Origin of the sequence: Flavihumibacter sp., from assembly GCF_036676075.1 — a bacterium.
Lineage (GTDB): Bacteria > Bacteroidota > Bacteroidia > Chitinophagales > Chitinophagaceae > Flavihumibacter.
Genome location: NZ_JAKFDQ010000022.1, coordinates 110,066 through 127,762 on the forward strand (window position 1 = coordinate 110,066; position 17,697 = coordinate 127,762).

A 17,697-nucleotide genomic window follows, 5' to 3' on the forward strand; every position below is an offset into this window, starting at 1 on the left:
CATGATGATACGCCAGTTTTTTTTATTTATATGTTTATTCAGTTAGCGGGGGAGAAGACTGGTCGAAGTATACTCGAAACATAATCGAAACATATCCTCAAACTCAATAGCTCATTACGTTATAGATGCATTCCTCGATCTTTTTTATCTGCTGAACACGTTCAATCCCCTTCACGTTTGATTGCGTTGGCATCCTGATCGTTACTGCTGTGGTATCTGCCTTTATTGCTTCCAAAGCCTGGAAAATATTCTTACTCTGGCTGCTGAAAACAACTCCTTCAGCTGTCAACTGCTTACCACTTAACACCCCGATCACTTCGCCCGCATGGTTGAAAATAGGTCCGCCGGAATTTCCCGGGTTGGCTGAGATCGCGATCTGGTAAGCTATTGTATCTCCATTGAAACCTGTTTTTGCACTGAGATAACCTTCATTATAAACGATCTCTGTACGGGGGAAGCCCAGCGTAAAGATCTGCTCTCCAAGCTCAGCCTTTGCCCTCCTTATTCCATAAGGAAGCCGGATGGGCTGGTAACGATCATCTACTATTTTAAGGATGGCGATATCAGTATTGTCATTCACATGAAGGGTCTTAGCCTTGAAATACTGGCCTTTCGTATTGATTATATAGATAGAATCCGCTTTGGCCACCACATGGGCAGATGTTACCAGGTACCCTTTGCCATCGATCAGAAATCCGGTACCGCCGAATTTTCCCGGCTGCGCCGGACGGAATTCAGCAGGCTTATCGGCTGTTTTAAAAGTGTTGATCTCGTTTTGGGTCTTCTTCTGGGAGATCTTTACCGCATTTATTTCTTTTTTGAGCTGGGCAATCTCAACCGGACTACTTTTTGGCGTGAGGTAAGATACAAGCCCGCTGATGGCAAGGGCTGTTAATCCCGCAATTGATGCAGCCAAAGCCAATACCCGCTTATACTTGTCCACCAACTGCATAACCTTTACTTTCGGTGATTCAGTTTTAATTTCACCGTTTTCAAGGAGCTTGCTATGCGTTTCCTGCAAAAGGGAACGAAATGCCTTTCGGTCACTGTAATTGCCAATCTGACGGAGAAAATGGGTCTGCTCCACAACAAGTTGATCAATTTCCGGATTGGTTCTGCGAAGCTCTTCGAAATATTCCTTCTCCTGGGCGTTCATTTCGCCCTGGATATACCTTTCAATTGCCTCCAATAACTGCACATCTTCCATCATACTGCCTGGTTTTTATATTGCGCAAAAAACAGTTTCTTTAAGCGGGTTAAACATTTATACTTCTGGTTCTTGGCATTATCTGCGTTCGTATACCCAAAATCCCCCGCTATTTCCGCCATATTCTTCCTATGTATATAATACGCCTCCAAAAGACTTTTACAGGGCTCACCAATACTATGCATTGCCTTTTCCATCATTTGAAAGGCCTGGTTCTGAAGTTCATGCTGCTCTAATTCCTCTTCCACAGGTACCGATTCTGCAACTTCTTCTACCTCTGATGAAAACCTCGTTATTTGCTGTAACCTTTTGAGCCACAACCTTCTCGCAACAGAATAAATATATGTCTTCAGGCGGCAGTGTAATTCAAATTCATGACTTTTGGCCTTCTCATATACAACCATGATGGCCTCCTGGAAAATATCCCTGGCATCATCAGCTGTACCACTATTATTAATAATCATCGCCTGTACCATATTATAATGTTGCTTATAAATGGTTTCCGTCGCCTTGCTTTCATTCCTGGCCAGTCCCATTAACAATTCTCTTTCTATTGGATCTGTGGTCACACTGCTTCGTTTAATACTCAAAATAACAAATAGTAACCCGTAATCAACGCTGAAAAAATATTTTAAGATGGCAGGGTTACCTTTTAACCCATTCGGGTATAAAGCTGCAAATCATTCATTCAAACACACAAAAAAAAAATTCATGAAAAAGTTTTTTGCTGTTCTGGCTATCGCCGCCGCTTTCGCTGCTTGTAACAACGCTGCTGACACAACTGAAGAAATCGCAGATTCTACTGTTAATGCAGTTGATTCAGCTGTAACTGCTACTGTTGATAGCGCTAAAGCTGCTATTGATTCTACTGCTAATGCTGCTGTTGATAGCGCTAAAGCTGTAGTTGACTCTTTGAAAAAGTAAGTTTTTCATATGGCAAGCAATCGTTAGGGCTATCCTGTTCGCAGGATGGCTTTCTCTAACGGGCTTAAAAATTAGTCGATCTCTAACCGGGATCGACTTTTTTTTGCCCATAACTGACTGATTTTGTGGTCTTACTCATAGTTTGGTGGGATTCTTACTAGCAAGGATTTAGGAAATCTACCCAACGGTCAAAAAAGCCGATAAAATATTCCTTTTTACAGAATAAATAGGCAATGTCTGTCGTTGTTAGCTTGTCCAGATCCTTTGTCCAAAATCAGAATCTTATGAAAGCAATTGTACACGCTTACCCGAAACTGCCTAAAAGGCCAACCTTATCACCCTGTCACCAACTGATGGTGGCCAGTCATTCATGGACAGGCAATTGACAAAACAGAGGTATTTCCATTCAACCTCTACTATTTTATTAATGTCAATTAAATGTTATGAAACGACTAATAATCATATTGTTGGGAGTTATTCTTTCTTTTCAGGGATACTCCCAAAGTGCCACAGCCGCCAACAAAGCTAACTTTGGAGTTGACGGTGAATTAAGAGCTCCATACCTGGGTCTATTGCCCCAAAGTGTAAATTTTTCGCACGACTGGTTTGCCAACCTTTCAATTGGGCCACTTGGTGGGGTTCCAATATTTATTATTGATACCACCGGGGCTAAATTTATCACTGACCAGTACGCAGTTGATCCCAATTTCAGGAAACTTCCTTTTTTCCGCCTCATGCGCTATCCGCCTTTTGACACAGTGAGTGGCCGAAGGCTGATTGATGCCATTTTTATCCGCGACTACCACGACCAGGATTCTACCGTATTCACCATTTCCAATAAAAACGGGGATAGTCCCGCTACCTGGGATGGAGAAACAACTGTTGGTAACATTCCCCAAAAGAATGATATCCTCGACATGTTCGTTCACGTCAGGCGGGCAGGGGAAGGGCTCACCCTCGCAGACTCCCTTTGGTTCATTGGCGGAGTGGCCATCGACGTGAATTCCGGAAGCCGCTATTTCGATTTTGAATTATACCAGACCGATATCTTTTTCAATAGGACCACCGGTAAATTTTCCGGTTATGGCCCTGATGCCGGACATACCTCCTGGAAATTTGATGCCACCACCGGCGTGGTTACTACTCCGGGTGATGTGATATTTTCGGCAGAGTTCGGTGGAAGTGGCCTCGAAATCCTTGAAGCCCGGATATGGGTTCATCAATCCGCACTATTAATCAATTCTCCCAACTTTGATTGGGTGGGCGATTTTGACGGTGCAGGGGGGATCTATGGTTACGCCAATATCAGGCCTAAGGATAATACTGAATTATTCTACTCGGGATTGCAAAATAACCTTGCCACCTGGGCAGGACCTTTTCAGTTAGTAAGGGGAAATAACACCGTCCAGACCACCTATGATGCGAAACAGTTCCTCGAATTTTCCGTGAATATGACCACCCTGGGACTTGATCCAATCAGTCTGCTTGGTGGTGGTGGTGCCTGCGGAATGCCCTTCAGACGTATTCTTGTAAAAACAAGGGCGTCTGCCTCCTTTGAAGCGGAATTGAAAGATTTCGTGGGGCCTTTCGACTTTTTCACCTTTGAAGCTGCTGATGCGGCGGCTGACCTGCCTATGATCTGCGGCGATGAGATGATCAGTACCATCAGCGTACTTAATCCTCTTCCAACCTCAACTTATACCTGGATCACCCCCGACGGTAATATTGTTGGTGATACATTCGGTGTTTCCATTACAGTGGATACCCCCGGTACCTATATAGTACGCCAGCAATTGCTGGCCGGCTGTGGGCAATATGCAATGGATACAGTGGTAATTACCGAAGACCCCATTTGCGCACTCTTACCCCATAACCGAATCCAGTTAAGTGGATCTTTAAAGAATACACTGGTCCGACTGGAATTCAATGTTTCGGCCAATGAGAATGTTAAGTATTATATCATAGAAAGGAGTGTAGATGGCAGAAACTATTCAACTGTTAAACAACTGAATAATAATGGAAGTACCGGATATGCCACCTATTTAACAGATGATAATATAGCTAACCTTGCAGGCAACCAGGTACATTACCGGATCAAGATGGTTCGGGTAGATGGGACTGTCCGGTATTCAGATCCTCTGGACCTGAGCCGGGGAAGCCGGCCGGCTGGAAGTTTCACCATCTCGCCAAACCCGGTAGTGGACAGGATGCAATTGGTTATTCCTTCCCTGTCAGACAATGATTTTGCTGTCATTAAAATTTTTGATGCGGCCGGTGCGTTAATGGAAATGAAAAGGGTAACACTCCGTTCAGGGAATAATGTGATTGGATTTGACGGGTTTGATAAATGGAGCAGCGGTATATATCCTGTTCAGGTTCAGGTGGGCGACCAACTGATGAATCAAAAAATGATCCTTACCAGAAGAAAACCCTAGAAAAGCATCCAAATCCAAACCATGAAATTCCAGAAACCACTTAAACTATTCCTGATGGCCCTTGGCTGCTGCATTTCCTTTGGGTTGGCAGCGCAACAAAGGACCAGTTCCGCGGTGAATGCCGGGGGGGGAAGCTTCCGAAACGATCATTACCAGGTTGACTGGAGTATCGGGGAACTCGCCCGCATTGACACACGGATATCTGACAACAAAGTATTGCTTGTGACGCAGGGCCTTTTGCAACCCGATTTTGGGGGGCAGCTGGTGATGGTTTCAGATCCGGGATTTGCGCCGGGGGAAGTAAAAATACTGCCCAACCCGGTACGCAGCCTGTTGCAGGTGCAATTTTCACTGCGGCAGATCGGAAGAATCAGGTGCATCCTGTACAGTGCAAAAGGCGAACGGGTGTTTCAAAGCCAGTTCCAGTACTACGGGTACGGGTACACACAAACAATAAATATGACAAAGCTGGCAACAGGCGGATACTATCTGTATGTTGAACTGGAGCCGGTGGAGGGATCAGTTGTCAGAAAGGGTTCATTTAAGATAATTAAGATCGATTAACCATCCAAAATCCAATTCCAATGATAAAACAAGTTATGCCATTTGTGGTAGGACTGTTTTTATGCACTTCACTTCATGCTCAGGTGCCAAAGCAGATCAATTACCAGGGTATTGCCAGAAACGCTTCGGGAGTTGCGTTAGGTAACCAGTCCATCAGTTTAAGGCTTACTGTTAGGGAAGGAAATCCCAACGGTGCAGTCGTTTACCAGGAAGTCCGAAAGGTGGAAACAAACCAGTTTGGTCTTTTTTCTACTGCCATCGGCAGCCAGGGAGCAACCAGTGTTTCAGGAACCCTGGAATCCGTAAACTGGTCAAACAATTCCGGAAAATACCTTCAGGTGGAAATGGATCCGAAAGGTGGATCACAATATATAGCATTAGGTAGCTCACCGCTTACCAGTGTTCCATTTGCTTTCAGGGCCGAATCAGCTAATCCTGTTGGACAGGCTGGTGGAGATCTGTCAGGTAATTTCCCAAACCCTACCTTAAAAAATGGTGTGGTGGACAGTGATAAACTGGCAAACGGATCGGTTAATGCCGATAAACTGGCTAACGGAGCTGTTACAACCACAAAACTTGCTGATGGTTCCATCACGGCAGCCAAGCTTGCACCGGGCATCGTAATTGGGGGAGGCTCGGCTACTGGCACTGCCGGTGGTGACCTCACAGGTAGCTTCCCCAATCCATCTGTAGCTAACAATGCAATCACTTCAAATAAAGTTGCTGACAATGCAATAGGCAATTCCAAAATTGCGGACAATTCCATCACCACTTCAAAAGTTGCGGATGGTTCTATCACTGCAGCCAAATTAGCCCCAGGGTTGATCATTGGTGGTGGTTCCGGTGCACCAACTGGTGCTGCAGGTGGTGATCTGGCTGGCACCTATCCCAACCCAACCCTTGCCAATGGCGCAGTATCTGCTACCAAAATTGCAGCTAATGCTGTAGGCACTGGTAAGATTGCTGATAAAGCCGTAACAGGAGCCAAGTTGGCTGATAATACCATTTCTGCAAATAACCTCAGCGATAATGCAGTAACAACTTCAAAAGTAGCGGATGGTTCTATCACTGCAGCTAAACTGGCGCCGGGAGTTATTCCAACGTCATTACCAATGAGTGGTACTGCAGGTGGTGATCTGATGGGAACTTATCCTAATCCTACCATATCTGCAAATGCGGTTGGTACGGCTAAGATCGCCGACAAAGCTGTAACAGGTTCAAAAATAGCAGACAATACCATTTCGTCTCTGAATATTAGTCCAAATGCCATTACTACAGCCAAAGTAGCCGATGGTTCAATCACTGCTGCTAAACTTGCCCCGGGTGTAATTCCAACATCTCTGCCAATGAGCGGAACGGCAGGAGGTGATCTTACAGGTTCTTATCCCAATCCAACCATTTCTGCAAATGCGATCAACAACACCAAAATTGCTGACAATGCCATAACTACCGTTAAAGTCGCCGATGGTTCTATTACCGCAGCAAAGCTTGCTCCAGGTGTAATTCCAACCTCTTTACCCATGAGTGGTACCGCTGGTGGAGACCTCACAGGTGCATATCCTAATCCAACAATCGCAAATGCTGCCATCACAACTGCTAAAGTTGCTGACGGTTCAATCACTGCAGCAAAGCTTGCACCAGGTGTAATTCCAACATCTTTGCCAATGAGTGGAACTGCAGGTGGTGATCTGACAGGGTCATATCCTAATCCAACCATTTCTGCAAATGCAGTTAGCAGCACCAAGATTGCTGACAATGCTGTGGTTTCCAATAAAATAGCTGCCAATGCCATAACTACCGGTAAAGTAGCAGATGGCTCAATTACTGCTGCTAAACTTGCCCCTGGCGTAATACCTACCTCATTACCCATAAGTGGTACTGCGGGTGGTGACCTTACCGGTTCCTATCCCAATCCGACCATTGCTTCAAATACTATTACTACAACAAAACTTGCTGATGCAGCCATCACTACTGCAAAAGTTGCAGATGGTTCCATTACTGCCGCTAAGCTGGCACCGGGTGTAATCCCAACATCCTTGCCGATGAGTGGTACTGCAGGTGGTGACCTTACCGGATCTTATCCCAATCCAACTATTGCAGCCAATGCAGTTATCAGCACCAAGATCGCTGACAATGCAGTTGCTTCCAATAAAATCGCTGCTAACGCAGTAACAACAGTTAAAGTAGCGGATGCTGCTATCACTACCGCTAAAGTAGCCGATGGCTCTATCACTGCTGCCAAACTCGCCCCCGGCGTAATCCCAACCTCTTTACCAGTGAGCGGAACAGCGGGTGGTGATCTCACCGGATCTTATCCCAATCCAACAGTTGCCGCAAACGCAATAACTACCGCCAAAATCGCGGATGGATCTATTACGGCAGCAAAACTTGCTGCCGGAGTAATTCCAACTTCACTTCCTGCCAGTGGCCCTGCGGGTGGCGATCTTAGTGGTACCTTCCCCAATCCGGCAGTTGCTAAACTCAATGGTGTTGCCATCGGTGGTGCTGCTCCCATAAGTGGACAGGTTCTCAAATTCAATGGTACACAATGGGCTCCTGCAACTGATAATGCAGGTGGTGGCGGACTCGTTCTGCCTTTCACAACAACGGCTGCCAGTACCTCGGATCTGTTTGGTATAAGTAATACCGACTATGGTACTGCTGTAGCCGGTGCCAATGGCTCTTCTGCAGCCAATGCAACAGGTATTGCAGGCCGCATTACCAATGCAACTCCTGCCGCTACGGCAGCAGCAGTAAGGGGTACAGTAACTTCAACCTCTGCTAATGGATATGGTGTACTCGGTGCACATAGCGGCGGGGGTATGGGTGTATCTGGAAGCTCAAATACCGGTATTGGTGTTTATGGCAGCTCAAATACCAAATCAGGTGTATATGGATATAGCGAAAGCGGATATGGTGTATTTGGAAAAAGTAAAAACGGAAGTTCTGCCTTTTTTGACCTAACCGAAGGAACCAATTATAATGATGCCCTCATCGTATCTAACGACCAATATAACGCCATCAGTGTTTCCAGTACAAAAGGAAATGGGGTAATGGCCTTTGCCAATAGCCTGGGTGGTGCCGCTGTTTGGGGTATTCATAATAATGGTGGTGAAGGAATTTCAGGTATGAACGTTAGTGATATTGCCGGAGCAATTGCCGGTACCAACTACGGTACTTATGCAGGTGTTCGTGGAAATTCACCCGAAGGTATCGGTGTTCTTGCAGAAGCAAATACAGAAGGTGGTTCAATGGGAACAGCTCTCCTGGCCCGTTTAGATGTTGCCGGTAGTGGTAACCTTGCAGTATTCCAGGTAGGAGCTACCAATGTTGCCAGGATCGACCGCACAGGAAAGGCATTCTTTAATGGTGGTACACAAACCAATGGTGCCGACGTTGCTGAATTCTTTAATGTGGAAGGTTCACTGAGCAGTTACGAGCCCGGTGATGTTCTGGAAATATCTACCGAGGGTGATCGCAAAATGGTTAAATCCTCTGCCCCATATTCAACACTTGTGGCAGGTGTTTATGCAACAAAACCAGGATTATTGCTTACTGAAGAAGATGCCGTAAATGGCGCTATGGACAATGGTGTTCCAATGGGTGTTATAGGAGTAATTCCCACGAAAGTTTGCCTTGAAGGCGGAGCCATCAAAAGGGGTGATCTTCTGGTAACTTCTTCACTCACCGGAGTAGCCATGAAAGCTGATCCCGACAAGGTAAGAGTTGGTCAGGTTCTTGGAAAAGCCTTGCAGGATTATAATGCAAATGGAGTGGGAAAAATCAATGTACTGGTTAGTGTTAAATAATAAATCCAAACATATTAATATGAAAAACATCATCAAATACATAATCATGATGCTCATGCTGGTGGCGGCTTCCGATAGCCTCAAAGCCCAGACACATTCAAAGGCCGACAAAGCCCTGCTTCCAAGCAACAGGCCTATGCCTGACAAAATGGTCATGCAACGTAAAATTGAAAATATGCGCAAGATCGCCCGTGAGCAGGAAGAACAGGTTAAGCGGGCAGAAGCAGAAAAAAGTCGTAATGCCGTTTCAATACAACCGGCTGATGCCAAAAAGACAAATCGCTAAACAAATAAAAACAAATCAAAAAGCCGCCTCAGAAATGAAGCGGCTTTTTTGTGCCCAAAATTTGGTATACTAAAAATTTAGAATCAGAATCCCATTTTCTTCTTCAGGTTATCATCAATAGCATCCAGGAATTCCTGCGTATTCATGTAATGCTCACCGTGACTCACCTTATTACCATGAACACAAACCGCAAGGTCCTTGGTCATCTTGCCTGATTCAACCGTTTCTATGCAAACAGCCTCCAATGCATTTGCAAAATCGATCAGTGGCTGGTTCCCATCAAGCTTGCCGCGGAAAGCGAGTCCACGCGTCCACGCAAAAATCGATGCGATAGGATTTGTAGAGGTCGGTTTACCCGCCTGGTGATCGCGGTAATGACGGGTTACAGTTCCGTGTGCTGCTTCCGATTCCATGGTCTTTCCATCTGGTGTGATCAATACAGAGGTCATCAGGCCCAAGGATCCGAAACCCTGCGCCACTGTATCACTTTGCACATCTCCGTCATAGTTCTTACAGGCCCATACAAAATTGCCATTCCATTTCAATGCACTGGCAACCATATCATCAATCAGCCGATGCTCATATACAATTCCGGCAGCTTCAAATGATGCCTTGAACTCATTGTCATAGATCTCCTGGAATATATCTTTAAACCGACCATCATACTTTTTCAGAATCGTGTTCTTGGTACTCAGGTATAATGGCCATTTTTTGCTTAGCGCCATATTAAAACAACTGCGGGCAAAACCGGTGATACTTTCATCGGTATTATACATGCTCATTGCCACTCCATCGCCCTTGAAATTAAAGACCTCAAATGTTTGTGGTGTGCTTCCATCCTCAGGAGTGAAGGTCATAGTAAGTTTTCCCTTACCCTTAATAACCGTATCGGTTGCACGGTACTGGTCACCAAAAGCATGCCTTCCAACGATTATGGGAGCGGTCCAGTTTGTAACGAGCCTTGGGATATTGCTGATTACAATGGGCTCGCGGAAAACAGTGCCATCAAGGATGTTTCGAATAGTTCCATTGGGACTCTTCCACATTTGCTGAAGGTTGAACTCCTTTACACGGGCTTCGTCCGGAGTTATGGTCGCACACTTTATGCCTACACCATACTGCCTGATTGCATTGGCGGCATCAATGGTAACCTGGTCATTGGTAGCATCGCGATGCTCAATACCGAGATCATAATATTTTATATCCAGTTCCAGGTAGGGGAGGATCAGTTTGTCTTTGATAAATTGCCAGATGATGCGGGTCATCTCATCTCCATCCAGTTCAACAACCGGGTTGGTTACTTTGATTTTTGTACTCATAGTTGCCTGATTTATTGATGCAAGTCTGCAAACCTAAGGTAAATGAGTAAAAAAACAAATGAGAAAAATGTCCTATACACGATTGTAGTAGATTTGCATAATGAATCACTAGCATGTCAGATGATGCCTATTCCTATATTTCCCGGTTCATTGATTTGAAGAAAGATGAAAAAGAAATGTTGTTGAAACACCTTCAGATAATGACCTGTGCACCAAAGCAGATACTTACCAGGGCCGGAGAAATGGAGCAGCATGTTTATTTCATTCAGAAAGGGATCATACGAAAATATTTTTACCGCAATAAAGAAGAAGTCACCATTCAGATCAGTATGGAGGGTGATCTAGTGTCATCAAGTGTTTCATTCCTTTCTGGTGTGCCTTCCGATTTCGTGTTGGAAACCATGGAACCAGCTACACTTGGTTTTATCACCCGCTCTTCCCTGGAAACGCTGTATGCCAGCAGTACAAATTTTGAAAGAATGGGTAGGCTGATAATCCTTGAATGGCTTCTTTACAAAGAAAAACAGGATATCGAAAGGATGATCCAAACACCCAAAGAGAGGTTCCAGATGTTGATGGAAGAGAGACCATCACTGATAAACAGGGTGCCACAAAAATACCTGGCGTCGCTCCTTAATATTGAACCTGAAACTTTCAGCAGGTATAAAAAACAGCTAATGGAAGAAAAAGACAAAATCGTTTGATGATGCCAGAAGCAACCCTGAAAAAATATGAACCAGCATTGAAATCACTTTACGCTTATTTCAATGCCAATTCAGGTTTAACCGAAGAACAGTTTAAAAGGATCGCTTCTTTTTTTACCATCCGTAATTTTGAACGCAGGCAAATTGTTGTTGAAACCGGGCAAACAGATGATTATTTCAACTATATCCTCAAAGGTGTGGCTAGAAAATATATCATCACCGGCAAAAAAGAAATTACCCTGCAATTATCCACTGAAGGGCATTTTATCCATTCTGAATTGTCGTTCCACACCCGCAAGCCTTCGCTTTGTTTTGTAGAAGCCATTGAGCCATGCGTTTTTCTATCCCTTCATTATGATCATTTGCAGCAGTTATATATTGACATGCCGGAGTTGAATAAACTTGGTAGACTGATGACTTCACAGATGTATGTAAGGAAGGAATTACGCGATCTTTCACAAATACGTTTAAGCACCCGCGAGAGATTTCTTCAATATATACAAAGACATCCTGATATGCTGCAACGTGTATCACAGAAATACATCGCTTCTTATCTCAATATCAAACCCGAAACTTTCAGCAGGCTGAAGCATCTCCTCAGAATTAAACCAAAATGATGATTTGCATCATTTGGATTCAGCTTCAAAGGCTACATAAATATTGGCCGCCAGTTGCTCACTTATTGTAAAAAATGGTTGGGATGGCATCCGGATTTCCAGGGAATGGTCAAAAGCAAATCGCCTGCTTACTTCCAACCTGGTGCCAATGGCAATATGGTTATGCCTTAGCAATTCAAGCATGGCAGTTGATTGATTACTCACACTGATTACGTCGGCCTGAATATTCTCCGGAAGTTCAAGAAGGCATATCTGGCGGATCAAAGGCATCCTTCCCTGGCTATCAGGAATGGGATCACCGTGTGGATCGGTCTTTGGATTGCCTAAGAATATATCAAGCCGGTCTATTAACTTTTTGCTGCTGATATGTTCCAGTTCTTCAGCGATCTCATGAACCTCCTCCCAGCCAAAGCCCAGTTTCTCAACCAGGAAATACTCCCATAAACGATGCTTGCGAATTATTTGTAAGGCAATTTTCTTCCCTTCCGCAGTTAGTTTTACACCCTTATACGGCTGGTATTGCAATAGTTTTTGTGACTTCAGCTTTTTAAGCATGTCGGTGACCGATGCTGGCCGGGTTGATAAGGCTTTCGCAAGTGCATTTGTGCTCACCACTTCCTCATCCTGCTGAAGATGAAAAATAGCCTTGATATAATTCTCCTTACTGCTCGAATATTTCAATTTGACTAAATATGTATTTAGGTAAATCTAAAAAATTATATCGTATCAAAAACAGGCATTTATGTCAGATAGAGTATTTTAGCTGTTCACGGAAATCTATCTCATGTATCGTACTAGCTGGATCACGGCCTGTTTGCTTTCTATTTTATTGATGGCCTGTAAGGAAGAAAAGAAACCATTACTGGATACCGAAAAGGTTGAAGTGGATGATTTCATAGATTTTTTCCCGGAACTAAAACTTCCATTTCTCGTAGCCGATACGAGCCTGCCGGCAAAGTCGCCCGATTCCCTTCGTATTGGTAACAAAATATTTGCCCAATTTGTACCCGATAGTATCCTTCACCCGGTTTTTGGTAAAAAATCCAAACCAAAGATTTATCCAATTGGAAAACTGGAAGTAGAAGATGGTGAAACCTATCTGTTCGTTAAAGCCGTTCTGGCGCAGAAAAGAACTGCCTATCTGCTTGTTTTTGATAAAGAGATCTACAAAACGGTTCTTCCCCTTGTAACTATTTCCGGAACCCCCAAAGAAGCGGATAGAAATGTGGCAACCATGGATAGCCGTTATACCATTACAACTTTACGGCAACGTACCGCTGCCGATGGCCAGGTGGTATATAATAAGAAAGTATATGTTTATAATACCGAAGGTGTTTTTACAATGATCCTCACAGAGTCTAATGATAAAGACGCTGCTTCAGCAGTTTTGCTGAATCCTATTGATACGCTGAAAGCAACACATAAACTTTCAGGTGATTATATCCGTGATAAAAAAAATGTATTGTCCTTCCGCGATGGCCGCACTGAAGGCACTTTAATGTTTTTTGTTCACTTTGAAAAGGATGGGGGTGAATGCCGCGGTGAATTAAAAGGCGAAGCAAATATCACCGGAAAAAATACTGCCCGGTACACTGAAACAAATGGTCCATGCCTGATCGATTTTACTTTTTCAGGCAATACTGTAACCATGAAAGAACTGGAAGGATGCGGTTCCTATCGCGATATTAAATGCTTCTTTGAAGGTAGTTTCACCCGTAAGAAAAAGGCAACACCTCCCGCAAACAAGAAAAAGAAGTAATAATACGTTTTAAATAATCGTTTATATTGCGTCGCTGATACACATTGCCAATCGAAAATGCTTGATATGAATTTCAGAAATTACAAAGTTCCCTATGCCCACGATGATCGCTATGCCAAAAAAGTTGCCTATTTCTCCATGGAGTTTGCTATTCATCAGCCTCTGAAAATATATAGCGGAGGGCTTGGTTTTCTTTCGGGTTCTCATTTAAGAAGTGCGTATGAGCTGCGCCAGAATCTGGTGGGAATTGGTATTTTGTGGAAGTATGGTTATTACGACCAGGTTCGCAACCAGGACCAGACCTTGCAGGTTACCTGGATGGAAAAACATTACAGTTTCCTGGAAGATACCGGTATTAAATTTCAGATATCCATTCATGATCATCCTGTTTGGGTGAAAGTATTTTGCCTGAATCCGGAGACCTTTAAATCAGCTCCGCTTTTTCTTTTAAGCACTGACCTTCCGGAAAATGATTATGTATCTCAAACCATCACCCATCGTTTGTATGATGCCAATGTTGCCACCAAGGTAGCCCAGTTCATTCTCCTCGGTGTTGGGGGTGCTAAACTCATGGATGAACTTGGTTTCAATCCGGATGTATACCACCTCAATGAGGCTCATGGAATAAGTTCCGCCTTCTATCTCTATCGTAAGTTTGGTAACAATATCCAGGAAGTTAAAAAACGTCTTGTTTTCACCACACACACTCCTGAAGAAGCAGGAAATGAGAAGCATGATATCTATCTCTGTAATAAAATGAGTTATTTCTGTGGCCTCTCTGTTGATGAAGTTCGCACGCTTACAGGAATTACTGATGATCAGTTCAATCATTCACTGGCAGCCTTGCGGTTTGCGCGCATTGCCAATGGTGTATCCCAATTGCACGGAGTGGTATCAAGGCATATGTGGGAAAAATATACGGATATCTGTCCCATCCTCTCCATCACTAATGCCCAGAACTGGCGCTATTGGGCCGATAAGCAACTGTATAAATTTATGGAAGAGGGTAACGACAAAATGTTTGATGACCGTAAAGAATACCTCAAAAGAAGGGCTTTTGAGATCGTTGCCGACCAGACGGGAAAATTATTCGATCCGAATGTATTCACTATAGTATGGGCTAGACGTTTTGCCGGTTACAAGAGGGCTGACCTGATAACCCGCGACCAGCAAAGGTTCCGCGCATTGCTTGAGAATAAGAACTTTCCTGTTCAGATCATTTGGGCTGGTAAACCTTATCCAATGGATTATCCCGCCATCAATGATTTCAACCATCTTGTTCATTTAAGCAAGCAACATAAGAACATGGCGGTTTTGATCGGCTATGAACTATCACTTTCAAAGCGTATGAAGCAGGCTGCCGATCTTTGGCTCAACAACCCAAGGGTTCCCCGCGAAGCTTCCGGAACCAGTGGCATGACCGCGTCAATGAATGGGGCTGCTAACTTCAGTACCGACGATGGCTGGATACCGGAATTCGTTAACCATGGCAATAATGGTTTTGTGATTCCCAAAGCAGATTATGCAAATATGAATACGCATGAGCAGGACGAATATGACCTGGAAATGCTTTATAAGATCCTGGAACAGCAGGTGCTGCCGCTCTATTACAGTAATAAAGAAACCTGGCGCCAGGTTGTGAAAAATGGAATGCGCGATGTGCGTTACCAGTTTGAAAGCAATCGAATGGCCCATGAATACTATGAGATGTTATACAACGCCGCTTATTAAAATCTCACTTTAATATATTAACCGGGTGCAAATGAAAAACATTTGCACCCGGTTTTCTTTTATCCGATAGTCTGCATTAAATTTAGATAAAACAGAACGCGTGCAACCTAAAGGATGGGAATTGCTACAGCCATTGATGCTGCTTATCCTGATTGCATCAATTGGTATTACCGGGTATATGATAGTTGAAGACTTCCGGTTTGTGGAAGCTCTTTATATGACCGTGATAACCATTACTACCGCCGGCTTTACTGAAGTCAGACCACTTAGTGATGACGGAAGGATCTTCACTGTTTGCATGCTCATCCTGAGCTGGATCACACTCGCCTGGGCTATTACAAGGATCATACAACATATCATTAACGGAGAGATCAATAAATACTTCAAATTCCGCAAACTCATGAACTCGGTTAACAAACTCAACAACCATGTGATCATCTGTGGTTTTGGACGAAATGGTCAACAGGCAGCCAGAACGCTTGGTTTACATAATCACCAGTTTGTGGTAATTGAAAAGCGTCATGAACTTGTACCTAAAATGGGAGAGGAGCACAATCATGTGCTTTTTATCCATGGTGATGCTACCGATGATGATGTATTGAAAAAAGCAGGCATCGATCGTGCTTCTGCATTGATAAGCAGTCTGCCTGTGGATGCAGATAATGTGTTCATCGTTTTATCGGCACGCTCGCTTAATAATAAGATCCGGATTATCAGTCGCGCTTCAGAACAAAGCTCTGCACAAAAGCTGAAGAAGGCCGGTGCCGATCATGTGATAATGCCAGACAGGATTGGTGGCACCCATATGGCCACCCTTGTATCAAAACCTGATGTGATAGAATTCATAGATTATATCAGCGGTGAGGAAGGGGAGTCTATCCATATTGAATCGGTAGATTACCAGCAATTGCCTGCCCCCTTGCATGATTGCTCACTCAGGGAAATAATGGATTGGAAAAAAACAGGAGTAAACTGTATCGGGGTGAGAAATGGAGAAGGGAAATTCCAGATCAATCCTCCCGATGAACTACAAATTAAGAGCGGAATGAAGGTATTTGTACTCGGTACAAGGGCACAGATCGAAAAAATGAAGGGGAATATAGATTAATACGAAATCTGGCATAATAATGGGAGATGGTGCTTCGTTATTATTCTATCACCAAAAAATCCCTCTATGAAAGCGATCCTTTTAATAGTATCCCTTGCATCTACCCTTGGCTTTTCCGAAACTGATCCCGTTAAAGGAAATGGGGCTGATAAGAAGCAGGAAGCGGTAAAGAATATTCCACCCCAGGCTAATGCAGGCGAAGACCTGGTAATTTCCTCTAAAGATATTTTACAACTTGATGGTACTGCATCCCGCGAACCGGATGGCATTATCTCGAGGTATCACTGGACGCAGATCGGCGGCTCACCAGTTGTTATCGCTAATCCACAGGCAGCCATCACCGCTCTTAATGTTGCATCAAAAGGAGAGTACAGTTTCCGTTTATCTGTAATTGATGATAAAGGAGGCCTTTCCACCGATGAAGTGAAAATTATTGTTAAATAATTGTTGATCGTACCTTTTAAAAAAAACAGGTCTGGCAAGCGCCAGACCTGTTTTTTTATTTAACGATATCCAAAAGTTCCACATCAAAAACAAGCGTGCTTCCCGGAAGTATTTTTGCTCCCGCCTGGTTGTCTCCATAAGCCAGGTCGGCCGGAATAAACAGTTTCCATTTACTACCTACCGGCATTAATTGCAATGCTTCGATCCAGCCTTTGATCACCCCATTTACCGGAAAATCAATCGGCTGGCCACGATCTACAGAACTGTCAAAAACGGTTCCGTCGATAAGCGTTCCATGGTAGTGGCATTTTACTTTATCTGAAATAGCAGGTTTAGGACCTGTTCCTTCTTTAACCACCAGGTACTGTAATCCGCTTGGAAGTTCCACCACTCCGGGCTTTGTCTTATTTTCAGCAAGGAAAGTTTCCCCTGCCCTGCGTGCTGCGGCTGATTTCTCTTTCTTGAGTTGCTGCAGGTAATTTGTAATGCTCATATTCATTTGATCTTCGGTGAGTAATGTTTTCTGTCCTTTCATGGCTTCATTCAACGCCCTTGTAACCAGCGCTGAATTGATCTGGGTAATACCCTGATCACGGTAGAATTTCGCAAGGCTCATGCCAATTGCATAACTCATGGAATCTGTTGCATTTTTTAAGGGCACCGGAGTTGCAGTTGCCGGTTTTTTTGTTGTAGCTGCCTTGGCCGGCGCTGCAGGTGTTTTTTTTGCCTGTGCCATACCTGAAACAGCTGCTGCGAGGAAAAAGGATGTTAGAAGCGTTCTGCGCATGTT

The 17,697-nt window shown here is 44.1% G+C and carries 16 protein-coding genes; 11 read left to right on the top strand and 5 right to left on the bottom strand.

The annotated features are described in order from the left end of the window. Window positions 1–103 precede the first annotated feature (103 nt). Complete coding sequence (locus tag V6M43_RS16945; protein ID WP_332737337.1) at window positions 104–1,210, bottom strand: S1 family peptidase; 1,107 nt, start codon at window positions 1,208–1,210, stop codon at window positions 104–106. Beyond that, window positions 1,207–1,776 carry an RNA polymerase sigma factor gene (locus tag V6M43_RS16950; protein ID WP_332737339.1) on the bottom strand — a complete coding sequence of 190 codons (570 nt, stop codon included), beginning with the start codon at window positions 1,774–1,776 and terminating at the stop codon, window positions 1,207–1,209. Before V6M43_RS16950 ends, V6M43_RS16945 begins: the two co-directional genes overlap by 4 nt. A 142-nt stretch (window positions 1,777–1,918) precedes the next feature. Between V6M43_RS16950 and V6M43_RS16955 the strand changes: the two genes are divergently transcribed. The 5 genes from V6M43_RS16955 (at window position 1,919) to V6M43_RS16975 (ending at window position 9,225) form a co-directional block, all read left to right on the top strand. Beyond that, window positions 1,919–2,131 (top strand): hypothetical protein, encoded by a 213-nt coding sequence (locus V6M43_RS16955; protein WP_039128697.1) that lies wholly within the window; start codon window positions 1,919–1,921, stop codon window positions 2,129–2,131. 443 nt (window positions 2,132–2,574) lie between these two features. Next, complete coding sequence (locus tag V6M43_RS16960; protein ID WP_332737342.1) at window positions 2,575–4,566, top strand: T9SS type A sorting domain-containing protein; 1,992 nt, start codon at window positions 2,575–2,577, stop codon at window positions 4,564–4,566. A 21-nt stretch (window positions 4,567–4,587) separates the two neighbouring features. Continuing rightward, window positions 4,588–5,130: a hypothetical protein gene (locus tag V6M43_RS16965; protein WP_332737344.1), complete on the top strand. Its 543-nt coding sequence runs from the start codon at window positions 4,588–4,590 to the stop codon at window positions 5,128–5,130. 20 nt (window positions 5,131–5,150) lie between these two features. Beyond that, the gene (locus tag V6M43_RS16970; protein WP_332737346.1) at window positions 5,151–8,939 is read left to right on the top strand and encodes a beta strand repeat-containing protein; all 3,789 of its coding nucleotides are present in this window, start codon (window positions 5,151–5,153) and stop codon (window positions 8,937–8,939) included. A 19-nt stretch (window positions 8,940–8,958) separates the two neighbouring features. Further along, window positions 8,959–9,225: a hypothetical protein gene (locus V6M43_RS16975; protein ID WP_332737348.1), complete on the top strand. Its 267-nt coding sequence runs from the start codon at window positions 8,959–8,961 to the stop codon at window positions 9,223–9,225. Between the two features lie 83 nt (window positions 9,226–9,308). Here the strand turns inward: V6M43_RS16975 and V6M43_RS16980 are convergent, their stop codons facing one another. Next, window positions 9,309–10,544: an isocitrate dehydrogenase (NADP(+)) gene (locus V6M43_RS16980; protein ID WP_332737350.1), complete on the bottom strand. Its 1,236-nt coding sequence runs from the start codon at window positions 10,542–10,544 to the stop codon at window positions 9,309–9,311. Between the two features lie 113 nt (window positions 10,545–10,657). On the opposite strand from V6M43_RS16980, the gene V6M43_RS16985 reads away from it, so the two are divergent. Together V6M43_RS16985 and V6M43_RS16990 are read left to right on the top strand one after the other, a co-directional pair. After that, a complete protein-coding gene (locus V6M43_RS16985) occupies window positions 10,658–11,248 on the top strand; it encodes a Crp/Fnr family transcriptional regulator (protein WP_332737352.1) in 591 nt (196 codons plus the stop codon). A gap of 2 nt (window positions 11,249–11,250) precedes the next feature. After that, on the top strand, window positions 11,251–11,865 hold the full coding sequence (locus V6M43_RS16990; protein ID WP_332737354.1) for a Crp/Fnr family transcriptional regulator: 615 nt from the start codon (window positions 11,251–11,253) through the stop codon (window positions 11,863–11,865). Between the two features lie 9 nt (window positions 11,866–11,874). On the opposite strand, the gene V6M43_RS16995 is transcribed toward V6M43_RS16990, so the two are convergent. Next, entirely contained in the window at window positions 11,875–12,546 is a 672-nt protein-coding gene (locus V6M43_RS16995) for a metal-dependent transcriptional regulator (protein WP_332737356.1), read from the bottom strand. 103 nt (window positions 12,547–12,649) lie between these two features. Here V6M43_RS16995 and V6M43_RS17000 point away from each other — a divergent pair, with 103 nt between their 5' ends. The 4 genes from V6M43_RS17000 to V6M43_RS17015 all read left to right on the top strand — a co-directional run bounded on the left by V6M43_RS17000 (window position 12,650) and on the right by V6M43_RS17015 (window position 16,907). Continuing rightward, the gene (locus V6M43_RS17000) at window positions 12,650–13,624 is read left to right on the top strand and encodes a hypothetical protein (protein ID WP_332737358.1); all 975 of its coding nucleotides are present in this window, start codon (window positions 12,650–12,652) and stop codon (window positions 13,622–13,624) included. 66 nt (window positions 13,625–13,690) lie between these two features. Then, window positions 13,691–15,355, top strand: coding sequence for an alpha-glucan family phosphorylase (glgP, locus tag V6M43_RS17005; protein ID WP_332737360.1), 1,665 nt, complete (start codon window positions 13,691–13,693; stop codon window positions 15,353–15,355). Window positions 15,356–15,455: 100 nt separating this feature from the next. Beyond that, window positions 15,456–16,463, top strand: coding sequence for a potassium channel family protein (locus V6M43_RS17010; RefSeq protein WP_332737362.1), 1,008 nt, complete (start codon window positions 15,456–15,458; stop codon window positions 16,461–16,463). A 66-nt stretch (window positions 16,464–16,529) separates the two neighbouring features. Continuing rightward, a complete protein-coding gene (locus V6M43_RS17015) occupies window positions 16,530–16,907 on the top strand; it encodes a PKD domain-containing protein (RefSeq protein WP_332737364.1) in 378 nt (125 codons plus the stop codon). A 55-nt stretch (window positions 16,908–16,962) separates the two neighbouring features. Here the strand turns inward: V6M43_RS17015 and V6M43_RS17020 are convergent, their stop codons facing one another. Continuing rightward, the gene (locus V6M43_RS17020; RefSeq protein ID WP_332737366.1) at window positions 16,963–17,694 is read right to left on the bottom strand and encodes an FKBP-type peptidyl-prolyl cis-trans isomerase; all 732 of its coding nucleotides are present in this window, start codon (window positions 17,692–17,694) and stop codon (window positions 16,963–16,965) included. Between the last annotated feature and the right edge of the window lie 3 nt (window positions 17,695–17,697).